Origin of the sequence: Oceanispirochaeta sp., from assembly GCF_027859075.1 — a bacterium.
Taxonomy (GTDB): Bacteria; Spirochaetota; Spirochaetia; order DSM-2461; family DSM-2461; genus Oceanispirochaeta.
Genome location: NZ_JAQIBL010000007.1, coordinates 1 through 10,945, shown reverse-complemented (window position 1 = coordinate 10,945; position 10,945 = coordinate 1). Strand labels below are relative to the sequence as shown.

The window sequence follows — 10,945 nt, the reverse complement described above, 5'->3', positions numbered from 1 at the left end:
TAATAATGTGGATATCCAATGAACATTCAGAATATAAAGTGCAGGTCTCTGATATTAAAAGAAATTCGGGAATTTTTTGATAATCGTGGTTTTCTGGAAGTTGAAACACCCCTCCTCTCCCCTCATCTCATTCCCGAATCATCCATAGAAAACTTTAAAACCTGCTTAGTCAGCCCCTATGGTGACGATATCCCGCTGTACCTGACTCCATCCCCCGAAATTTGGATGAAACAACTCCTGGCACAGGGTTCGGGGGATATTTATCAGATTTGCAAGAGCTTCAGAAACAGTGAACAGATCAGTCCGGTGCATAATCCGGAATTCACCATGCTGGAATGGTATAAGACAGGGATTGATTCCCGGGGAAATATCAAGATTTGTGAGGAGATGGTCAATTCAATACTGCAGAAGGAGACAGCTCCTGAATGCCGCCCACCCTTCCGTGAAATAACCATGGAAGAGGCCTTTCAAGAACTTGCCGGATTTTCTCTGGAGGAAAATATTGAAATTTCCGATTTGTCAGCCCGACTCGATGAAAATGGGATTCCCCGGAATAAAGACGACTCCTGGGAAATCCTCTTTCATAAATTGTTTTTAACACTGGTGGAGCCGGAACTGCCCACAGACAGGCCTCTGGTCCTGAAAGACTATCCCTCCCGCCTGGTGACTCTGGCATCTGAGAAACCCGGGACACCCTGGTCGGATCGATGGGAACTTTACATGAGGGGAGTGGAAATTGCGAACTGTTATACCGAAGAAACGGACTTGACAAAAATGCGTGACTATTATCGCCTTGAAAGCATTGAAAAGGCCGCTCTGGCAAGGGTTCCAGTCCGATCCTCAGAGAAATGGTTGGACGGAATGACCGATTTCCCAGCCTGTTCAGGTACGGCCATTGGAGTGGACAGACTTCTGTCAGCACTCATGGGGGATATAGGCATCCGGGGGGTGATTTTATTTCCCCTTGATGATATAATTTTCTGAACAAAAAAAGCCAAAATAAACAGACCCTTACCAGTATTGAGGTGAGGACAAGTTCAATAAAATAGTCAAAAGTAGTAAAGGAAATAAAATGGGACAGATAAAAGCAGGCGCTGTAGCCAAAGGGACTTTCTTGCTGGAAAAAGAAACACCTTTTATCGTTGTGGAAAGAGAATTCGTCAATCCTGGAAAAGGATCCGCATTTGCCAGACTGAAATTGAAAAACCTGAGAACCGGAGCCGTATTGAAGGTAACCCACAAGACTCAAGATGCATTAGAAGAAATTGATGTGGAGGATGTGAGCTCCCAATATCTCTATTCCGATGGAGAGAGCTATCATTTCATGAATGCAGATACCTTCGATCAGTACGAGATTCCCATGGCATCCATGGAAGAGATGCAGTACTTCCTGAAAGAAGGCGAAAGCTATAAGGTTGTTCGCTGGGGAAGTGAATCTCTGGACATTAAACTTCCTCCCAAAATGGACTTTCTGGTCACTGAAGCGGAAGATGCTGTCAAAGGCGACACCGTACAAGGCGCTACCAAATATGTAAAAGTAGAGACTGGTCTGACCGTGAAAGTGCCTATTTTCATCAAGGAAGGCGAAACAATCAGAGTCAATGTTGAAACAAAAGAGTATCAGGAAAGAATTAACAACTAATTTATGAAATACAAGACAGATCCTCGCATACAGAAACTAGTGAATAAACAGGTTGATTTTCAGTTCCATGGTGTCAAACTCAAATTTGATCTTTCCATGGGGCTGTTCAGCAGCTTTGATATAGATGCTGGATCGCGTCTGCTTTTAAAGTCATTGGCAAAGGATGCTCCCCTCGAGACATATACGATGGCTCTGGATACGGGGTGTGGAACGGGTGTACTTGGAATTTGTTTGAAAATGAAATATCCCGACCTGAATATGATCTTTCAGGACAGGGATGACCTGGCCGTCACGATGACAGCTCATAATGCCGCCCTCAACGGGATCAGCCTGAATGAGGATGCATTGAATACGGGCCTGCTTCTGGATGATATAAAACCCCGGTCACTGGATCTGATTGTCTGCAATATCCCGGCTAAAGCAGGGGAACATGTGATCAGGGATTTTATAATCAAGGCATCAGCCTGTATTCATGAAACAGGACGTGTTGCTGTAGTCATTGTTGACAGTCTCAAGGACCTGGTTTCTGAGGCCATAAAAGAGTGCGGAAGTCCAATGATACATACCGATGCGACTAGATTGCACAGTGTATTCCATTTTGGAAGTTCTTCTGCCAAGGCGGATCTTGATTTTTCACGGTATATCCGGAAAACCCGCTCCTTCAAGATTTGTGATGACAAATACAAAATTTCAACGGTTTACAATCTCCCCGATTTTGACCAAATCAGCTTCTGGCTGCATGTTTCGGGAGAGATTCTGCATCATACATCTTTTACGGGGCGTTCCCTCTTCTGGAATCCCGGGCAGGGACATCTGCCTGTTTGGCTGCACTCAAGGATGTCCAACAATCTTAAATCCATAACTCTGGCGTCGAGAGACTCCCTTCAAAATAGGATCAGCTCCTATAATCTGAAGAACTCTGGTTTTGATGGAATGCTGAATACCCTGATGCTTCCTGATGAGTCTTATCTGACAGAACAGTTTGATGATTCATCTTTTGATTGTGTTTTTCTCAATCTGAATCCAATTCCCAAGGTCAAATGGCATCAGGACCTGGCGGCTACGGCCCGTAAACTGGTCAAACCTGGAAGATTCTGTTTTATTATGGGCAGAAGTTCGGATATGTCACTCCTTGAAAAGCATATCAAAGGATTTAAAACCCTGGAGGATGACCGCTTCAAAGGGAACCGGGGTGTTTTACTTAAAAAGCACTAAGTCCGACAGACTGCTAACTTTCACGACTCTCATCGGCAGGATATTCCGGCACGGGCATAGATTTGATATGAACATCTCTCTGGGGAAAAGGAATCTCAATACCCTCTTTTTTAAATTGTTTCCAGATCTCCATATTCGTCCAGGAAAAGGCATCAAACTTAAAAGTAACATCTCTAATCAGGCTTCTGAGGCTTACATTGATCCCATTGTCTCCAAAGGAGAGTATGCGGACAATGTTTTCAGACCCTCCTAATTTATATGGATTCCTCTCATTAATCTCTTCCAGTATGACCCGGACTCTTTCAAGATCGGAATTGTATGAGACTGCCACTTCATTCACAATGATAATATGCCGGTCTGTATAGGAATAGTTATGAACAGCATTGTCCACAAAATGGGAATTGGGAATGATAATATTCTGATTTTCAAAAGTTTTTATGTCCGTTGAGATGAAACGGATATGCTGAACGATTCCATCCATTCCATTGATCAGGATTCGGTCACCCTCCTTAATCGGCCTGGTGGATATGATAATCAGACCGGCAAAGAAGTTTGCTACAATGCTCTGAAGACCGAAACCGAGCCCAATACCCATAACACCCAGGATGACGCTCAATGCAGACAGGTCAATTCCTACAATGGATAGTCCAAAGAGAAAAGCCATTGTCATGACGACGTACCGGGCCATACTTCCTATGGAAAACCGTTTAGCCTCATCCAGACCGAACTGTTCAAACAGTGAGGAATCTAAGAGCTTTCTGGCATATTTTCCCGACCAGGAAGCTATATAAAACACAGGCATCAGCATTAAAAGGGTCACAAAGGATATCCGGGTATTCCCTGAAACAAAGAAGGGCCTGTTCAGGAAGCCGAGAAAACGGCTATACCAGGAATAGACCTCTGTTCCCAGAAGGTTTCCCACCGAGGCGGCAAGACCGGCAACAACGAGTAACTTCATAATCAGACGAAAATATCTGATGGTCTGAACTTTGGTACTCTCTTTCAGTTTTGTCAGACCCAGGATTCTCCTGAATCCCCAAAGGAGCAATCCATAGAGAAGAATCATGAAAATAAATGGCAACATGACTCTTGTGATAAATCCTAGAATACTGAAAGGAAGGGATATACTGCCCAGTGAGATATTTTGTGTCATTATAACGGCAAAGACTCTGAAGAACTCCAATTTTATTCTTTACCCGCGTAGTCCAGCATCTCTTTCAACTGAACCTCATCAATCATTCCCAGTTCATGACAGGGCTGGAGAAACTCTTTGACATGAGCATAGCTGTGGAGTTTGATTCCTGCAGACTCCATGTCTTTTCTTCCCTGGACACCCCGTTCAAGGAGCACAATAAGATCCTCAACAACCAAACCGGCCTCCCTGAGAATTTCAATCGCCTCAACCTTGGATTTTCCCGTGGTGATAAGATCATCCAGGAGCAGTATTTTTTCCCCTTTTTTATATTCACCCTCTATCCTGTTCCCGGTTCCATGCTCTTTCATGGTCATCCTGGGATAAATCATAGGAATTCCGGCTTCCAGTGATACAGCGGTTGCCAGGGGCAGAGCTGCAACAGGAATCCCCGCGATTCGATCATAATCCAAATCCTTGATCAGCTCAGCATAGCCCCGGGCGACCTCGGCCAGAAGAGGAGGATCCGAGGAAACCCGTCTCAGATCGATATAGAAGGGAGATTTTTTACCCGATTTAAGTGTAAACTCTCCGATTCTGAAACACTCGGTCTTGATGAGCCCTTTCATAATCCGGTCTTTACGCTGATCCTTCAGTGATGAACCTCTGACAGAAACCCGTTTGACCCTTGCATCATTCAATTTATCCCTGAAATTTCTGGCAGCTTTTCCAGGTTCTTCTGCGTTGGATATGCTTCTGGAGACATTGGGAAGGATTCCCAACCCATCCTCTCGGCAGCCTGCAGATACTGCTTCAAGTATATCTCCGCCCTGAGTACCGATGCCGGGAGTCAGGAACCATGTATCGGGGCAGACGGCTCTCACTTTTTTAAGGGCCAGGGTATCATTACCGGCCACAACCAGTCCCACCTGGGAACCCCAGCTGGTGCACTCTCTGGCGGTAGAAATATAAAACTCTTCCGCTTCACCGCCGGGTCTGTGAACCTGAAGATCCTGGATAGCAGCTGCACCGGGATTGGTGGTTCGACACAGGAGGAAAACACCATGCTGATCTCCCTTAGCCAGAAAGGGATCAACTGTATCCCGTCCCATATAAGGGGACAGAGTCACCCCATCGGCTTTGTAAAAATCGATGAGAGAATCGGCATAGGCCTGAGCGGTGGAGCCGATGTCATTTCTTTTGCCATCAATGATCACAGGAATTTCTCTTGGAATAAACGAAAGGGTTTCTTTCAGAGCCAATAAGCCATCGGGACCAAAGACCTCATAAAAAGCTATATTTGGTTTAAAACAGGCGGCATATGGTAGTGTTTCTTCGATGATCTGTCGGTTCTGCTCGACGATTTCTTTCATGGCCGCCCCTGGTATTTTGGCATTAACACGTGGGTCCAGACCAATACACAAAAGGGTTTCTTTTTCTCTGCAGACTACTTCAAGTTTTTCAAAAAATGTCATTAATCACTACTCCGCTTAACTATTTCACCAGAATTCAGACTGTTCTTTCTGATAATTTTTGTCATTATAATGGAAAGAACCGCACCTGACCAGTATCAAATCGATTGAGATTTAATCTTGTGAGAAAAGAAAAAGAAATCATGCCCCGAGTTGTCAAATAAACCATTGACATCAAAGTGGTCCAGAGTCGGAATGAAATCATCCCCTAAGGGGATAATGGGAAATATCCAGCATCACAGTTTGTAAGCTATACCCTGAAAATGGACAACCTGGTTGATGAAGATTCGCCGAAACTCTCCTAAAAGGCGACCCAGCAGACTTCAAAGGGCTCCAGAATAATTTCCCAGCGGCCTTCTTCTGCTTCCACAACGCTTCCCCCCTCGGTCAGGCAGTTGCAACGGTCAGGGAGAGGAATGGGACAATTCCTTCCATCCACTGTCAGGTGCAGCCTTCTCCGGGAAACATTCTGTAGACAGAGAACTGACTCACTATCGTCATAAGCGGTCCTTATGAGAGCAAAAACTTGCGGATCAATCTTCAGAACAGTCTGAGGCGAAGAGGGATCAAAAGCTTTTCGGCTTCTCCTGATTTTCAGTAGACTTCTGTATCCCTGATATATATGGTGGCGCAGCGACTCTTCCTCCTCGAGCTCCTTCACAAGAATCAGACCATCCATCTTTTCCCGGTTGATCCTTCTATTGATCCCGGATTCTTCCACCCCCTGAGTCCAGTTACCCGACCCCAGAAGACTGTGGATGTAAATACCCGGTACTCCGGCCATGACGAGCATAACTGCCTGAGACGACAGAAACTGCATTGCCTTGAGTTCAACAGGAAGATCCGGATTATTCACGGCATCCCTGTAATTGATATTCAGTTCATACGGGATTTCTCCGTCGGGAGTGGCTTTATAAGAGACCTTCCCCCCCCTGGAAACAACGACATGAATCAGGTGGTCTAGTTCCTCGTCACTGAGATATCCCCTGGCAGGCAGGACGCCGATACCATCATGACTGGACATAAAATTAAAATAGGAGTTTTCCGAATTCACTTCAGTAAGAGACTGTGCCCAGTCGGTCAGATGACCGGCATTTTCTCTGATATAAGCATCCAGAGTCAGAGGGGGAAGTGTAAATTGATAGACCATATGAGCCTCATCATTCCCATCTCCGAAGTAGGAGATATTCTCTTTATGAGGAACATTCGTTTCTGTCAGTAGAATGACATGAGGGGCCAGCTCATTCAGAACGGACCGGTACAACTGCACCACTGCATGAGTCTTGGGATGATGCATACAGGTCGTACCAATTTCTTTCCAAAGAAATCCTATGGCGTCCAGACGTATGATCTGGGCACCCTTGGAAGCATAAAGGAGGAAAATATCCAGGAACTCCAGAAGGACGTCAGGATTTGAGAAATCCAGATCGACCTGATCCGGACTGAAGGTTGTCCATACATGCTCCCTGCCGCGGCTCGTTTCAAATTCTGTAAGCAATGGAAGTGCTCTGGGCCGGAAAACAGAAGAAAGATCCGTCGAAGGATCAATGGAATGAAAGTAGCGGCTGTATTTATCATCCCCTGTCAGAAATCCCTTGAACCATTCACTGGAAACGCTGCAATGATTTAAAACAAGATCAAACATAAGCTGGAAGCGTTCTCCCAGATCTTCCACATCTTCCCAGCTGCCCAGGTCAGGATTGATCTGCCTGTAATCGACAACAGAGAAGCCGTCATCCGAGGTATAGGGTGAAAAAGGAAGAATATGAATACCCGAGATAAGCTCCTGCAACCAGGGATCGGCAAACTCTTTCAGGGCCTGAAGTGATGAAATTCCTTCTTTTGTAATGGAATCACCATAACTGATCATGATCACATCATCCTGGGATAGGGGCAGTTTCCCCCGGGGGATATCAGGAACCTTGATCAGAGAGCGCCATTGATCCTGTAAGCGATTAATCCTTTTTTCAATTGACTCAGCCGAATCCGGACCATAAATAAACTTTATCAGTTCTTTTTTTGTCTTCATAAGAGTAATTATAGGACTTTAAAGAGATCCTGCCAGAAAAAAAGGGATAAAACCTTCCAGTTCTATCCCAGGTTTAAAATTCAATATATTAGGAGTTAACGATTACTTTTTTAACCTGAACAGACTGGATGACAAAGCTTTCTTCATAACCTTTCAGTGCCTGGACCTGAGTACTGAACTTTTCGGCTTCTTCTTTGCTGTTAAAAGCACCGATCCTGACCCGGTACACTGTATTGCCATTCACATCTTTGGTTTGAACTGTGCCGGTCAAACCTTTTTCCTTAAGAACGACCCTAACACTTTCTGCCTTGGTCATGGAGCTATAGGAACCGACCTGTATCCAGTAAACCAGCTGGGACACTTCTTTATATACGGGAGTTTTTACCTTGGGAGTGACAGGAGCAGCCTCTACAACCGCTGCCGGTCTTTCGACGACAGGCTCAGGCTCTTCTGAAACAACCTCTACTTCAATAAGATTTTCAGATTTTTCTTCCAATCCCGGATATTCATCACTCTCCCGGGACCAGGCGATAGGATCAAACTCCTCAACCTTCTCCTGTGTGACCAGTGTCGTTGCAGCAAGAACTGGTTTAATCTCCCCGCCCTGTTTGTCCGGAGAAAAAAAGAAAAATCCTGCCGTTCCAACGATGATCAAAAGTCCCAGGGCAGAGAACAAAACCCAGAGTGTTTTCAGATTATTGTCTTCTCTTGACTGATTTTTAATATTATCCATACAGTTTATCTCTCCGGTGGAAGATGTTTTATCCAGGTCTCAACCTTATTCTGAAGAACAGACCGGGTGAGACCATTTCTTATAATATAAGTATCGACTCTGGATAAAAAATATTGAGACTTTAGTTGCTTCTGAGCCCTGAATCGTTTGATTAAATGCAGGAGCGAACGCTTATCCCTTTTATATGCCCTGAAGAGTCTCAAAAACAGGGGGGCCTTGACCCAGATCACGATATCACAGCGCCTCCAGAACTCACCTTTCTGAAGTGCCGCCGCATTTAATACAGTGGGGATACCCGGCTCCACCTCTTTCAAATATCGGGTCAATTCATTATGAAGTTCGGGATAAAGGAGATCTTCCAGTTTCTTTAAAAGGAGGGAATCACTAAATACGATATTCCCCAGTTTTTTCCGATCCACCCGCCCCTCAAAATCGAGGATAGAAGGACCGAAGGCACTGCTTAAAGTCAGTTTCATTGCCTCTAGAAGATCATGAGCCATCAAATCCATGTCGATGCAGTGAAATCCCTTCTGTTTCAGGATTTCGGCAACCTGATTTTTGCCAGAACAGCTTTTTCCGGCCAGTCCGATAATCATTCTTAATGAATTTCTCCCCAATTAATGCCATTCTCAATATTGACTTTCAGGGGAACATCCATGGACCAGGCTCCTTCCATCACCTTCTGCATCATAAAAGCACAGCTTTCTACCTCTTCCAGGGGAACTTCCAATATGATTTCATCGTGTACCTGGAGCAGTACTTTTGAATTCATATTTTTCTGTTCCAGGGCCCAGTCTATGCCCAGCATGGCCCGTTTTACGATATCCGCAGCAGAACCCTGAATTCTGGTATTGACAGCCACCCTGACAGCAGCACTCTTCTCCATTTTATTCCTGCTGGTTATTTCCCGAACCGGTCTGAAACGACCCAGAATAGTATATACTCCGCCATCAATTTCAGCTTGAGTCACCGTATCGTCCACAAACTTTCTGATACCTGAGTATTCCTCAAAATAGGTATCTATGAATCCGGCCGCTTCCCCCCGGGAGATCTTCAACTCATTAGAGAGCCGGAAAGGAGACATTCCATACATGACACCAAAGTTGATTGTCTTGGCAATGCGGCGCTGGTCGGCAGAGACTTCCTCCAGGGGAATCTTGAAGATGAGTGCCGCTGTTTTACTATGAACATCTTCTCTACTGATAAAGGCTTCGATTAATCCTGGATCTTTCGAGAGATGAGCCAGCACAACCAGCTCTATCTGGGAGTAGTCGGACGAGAGAAAAACACAGCCGTCTTTGGGATAAAAGGCCCTGCGGATTCGTCTGCCGTTTTCATCTTTGACAGGAATATTCTGAAGGTTGGGTTCCTTACAGGCAATACGGCCTGTGGCGGTACCGGTCTGAATAAAAGAGGTATGAATCCGGCCGCTTTCTTTATGTACCATTTTCGGGAGTGTATCAACGTAGGTGGATTTCAGCTTAGCCAATCCCCGGTGAATCAGGATTTTCTCCGGAACCGGGTCTTCCTGAGCGAGCTGTTTGAGTACAGAGGTATCTGTAGAATAGCCGCTCTTTGTTTTTTTAAGAGGCTGAAGCTTTCGGTCTGTGAACAGGACTTCCTGAAGCTGTTTGGTAGAACTAATGTTGAACTCCCTGCCGCAGAGTTCAAAGACTTCCTTCTCCAACTCCTGAAGAGCCTCTCCCAACTCTTTTCCATATTCCTGAAGTTCTTCTTTGTTCACCAGTATCCCGCGGATTTCCATTTCCGCAAGGATGGTTACCAGGGGCATTTCCAGAGTGTGAAAGAGAGTTTCCAGCTTATCCGCTTCAAGCTTCGCTGACAGGACCTCATGAAGTCTCCAGGTGATATCAGCATCTTCGGCTGCATACTCCACGGCCTGCTCCAGGGGGACATCAGAAAAGAGACCGCCCTTGGGAACTACATCCTTGAAGTGTACTGTCTTATATCCCAGATATCGCTCTGCCAGAAAATCCATATTGACGGGAGATCCGGCATCAATCATCCAGGCGGCAATCATGGTATCAAACCAGATATTTTCAGCTGTAATTCCCCATCGTTTCAAGACTTTGTAGTCATATTTAATATTTTGACCAATGATTCTGATATTCTTATCTTCCAGAAGAGGTTTCAGTTTCCTTTTTATCAGATCTTCAGCGAGACAGTCCGTTCCCACTGCTTTGATGGGAATATAGCAGGCTTCCCTGTCCCCTACTGACAGGCAGATTCCTACCGGGTTGGCCACCATGGAATCCAGGTTATCCGTTTCCGTATCAAGAGAGACCAGTCCGGAGTCTTTGATTTTTTCAATCCAGAGATCCAGGTCGCTTTCACATAAAATGGCCGAATAAGCACCCTTCTTCTGAAGATTCAATTCTAAAGCGGGTTTGTCAGAAAAGTCAGGACAAATCTCGTTGGCCAGACTCTGCAATCCCGCTCTTATAAGAAGCCGGGCAGCCTCTTCGGAATGCAGGTTTTTGACCGTAAGATCATCAATATTAAACTCGACGGGAACATCCTCTTTGATAATAATAAGTTCTTTGCTGAAATAGGCCATTTCCTTGTGGTCTATCAGCTTTTGTTTTTGACTCTTACTCTTGATTTCATCCAGATGCTCATAAATACCATCCAGAGAACCGTATTGATCCAGAAGCTGGGTGGCTGTTTTTTCGCCAATCCCCTTCACACCCGGGATATTGTC

General features: G+C 45.2%; 9 protein-coding genes. 3 read left to right on the top strand and 6 right to left on the bottom strand.

What is annotated here, in order from left to right; translation table 11 throughout:
• Window positions 1-18: 18 nt before the first annotated feature.
• From PF479_RS00745 to PF479_RS00735, 3 genes are all read left to right on the top strand, one after another.
• Entirely contained in the window at window positions 19-984 is a 966-nt protein-coding gene (locus PF479_RS00745; protein WP_298001222.1) for an amino acid--tRNA ligase-related protein, read from the top strand.
• Window positions 985-1,072: 88 nt separating this feature from the next.
• Window positions 1,073-1,642, top strand: a complete 570-nt coding sequence (efp, locus tag PF479_RS00740) for an elongation factor P (protein WP_298001221.1) — start codon at window positions 1,073-1,075, stop codon at window positions 1,640-1,642.
• A 3-nt stretch (window positions 1,643-1,645) separates the two neighbouring features.
• The gene (locus PF479_RS00735; protein WP_298001220.1) at window positions 1,646-2,857 is read left to right on the top strand and encodes a methyltransferase; all 1,212 of its coding nucleotides are present in this window, start codon (window positions 1,646-1,648) and stop codon (window positions 2,855-2,857) included.
• A gap of 13 nt (window positions 2,858-2,870) precedes the next feature.
• Here PF479_RS00735 and PF479_RS00730 read toward each other — a convergent pair whose 3' ends face one another.
• The 6 genes from PF479_RS00730 to polA all read right to left on the bottom strand — a co-directional run.
• Window positions 2,871-4,010: a mechanosensitive ion channel domain-containing protein gene (locus PF479_RS00730; RefSeq protein WP_298001219.1), complete on the bottom strand. Its 1,140-nt coding sequence runs from the start codon at window positions 4,008-4,010 to the stop codon at window positions 2,871-2,873.
• A 32-nt stretch (window positions 4,011-4,042) separates the two neighbouring features.
• On the bottom strand, window positions 4,043-5,464 hold the full coding sequence (gene pyrF, locus PF479_RS00725) for an orotidine-5'-phosphate decarboxylase (protein WP_298001218.1): 1,422 nt from the start codon (window positions 5,462-5,464) through the stop codon (window positions 4,043-4,045).
• Window positions 5,465-5,762: 298 nt separating this feature from the next.
• The gene (locus PF479_RS00720) at window positions 5,763-7,490 is read right to left on the bottom strand and encodes a sugar phosphorylase (protein ID WP_298001216.1); all 1,728 of its coding nucleotides are present in this window, start codon (window positions 7,488-7,490) and stop codon (window positions 5,763-5,765) included.
• A gap of 88 nt (window positions 7,491-7,578) precedes the next feature.
• On the bottom strand, window positions 7,579-8,223 hold the full coding sequence (locus tag PF479_RS00715) for an SPOR domain-containing protein (protein ID WP_298001214.1): 645 nt from the start codon (window positions 8,221-8,223) through the stop codon (window positions 7,579-7,581).
• A 5-nt stretch (window positions 8,224-8,228) separates the two neighbouring features.
• Window positions 8,229-8,819 (bottom strand): dephospho-CoA kinase, encoded by a 591-nt coding sequence (gene coaE / locus PF479_RS00710; protein ID WP_298001212.1) that lies wholly within the window; start codon window positions 8,817-8,819, stop codon window positions 8,229-8,231.
• Window positions 8,820-8,821: 2 nt separating this feature from the next.
• Window positions 8,822-10,945: DNA polymerase I (polA, locus tag PF479_RS00705; RefSeq protein ID WP_298001210.1), on the bottom strand; the 2,124-nt coding region annotated here is incomplete at its 5' end.

Coding starts and splice junctions, on each gene's coding strand:
- PF479_RS00745 (WP_298001222.1), top strand. CDS start 19: ATGAACATTCAGAATATAAAGTGCAGGTCTCTGATATTAAAAGAAATT.
- PF479_RS00720 (WP_298001216.1), bottom strand. CDS start 7,490: ATGAAGACAAAAAAAGAACTGATAAAGTTTATTTATGGTCCGGATTCG.
- PF479_RS00735 (WP_298001220.1), top strand. CDS start 1,646: ATGAAATACAAGACAGATCCTCGCATACAGAAACTAGTGAATAAACAG.
- coaE (WP_298001212.1), bottom strand. CDS start 8,819: ATGATTATCGGACTGGCCGGAAAAAGCTGTTCTGGCAAAAATCAGGTT.
- PF479_RS00730 (WP_298001219.1), bottom strand. CDS start 4,010: ATGACACAAAATATCTCACTGGGCAGTATATCCCTTCCTTTCAGTATT.
- efp (WP_298001221.1), top strand. CDS start 1,073: ATGGGACAGATAAAAGCAGGCGCTGTAGCCAAAGGGACTTTCTTGCTG.
- PF479_RS00715 (WP_298001214.1), bottom strand. CDS start 8,223: ATGGATAATATTAAAAATCAGTCAAGAGAAGACAATAATCTGAAAACA.
- pyrF (WP_298001218.1), bottom strand. CDS start 5,464: ATGACATTTTTTGAAAAACTTGAAGTAGTCTGCAGAGAAAAAGAAACC.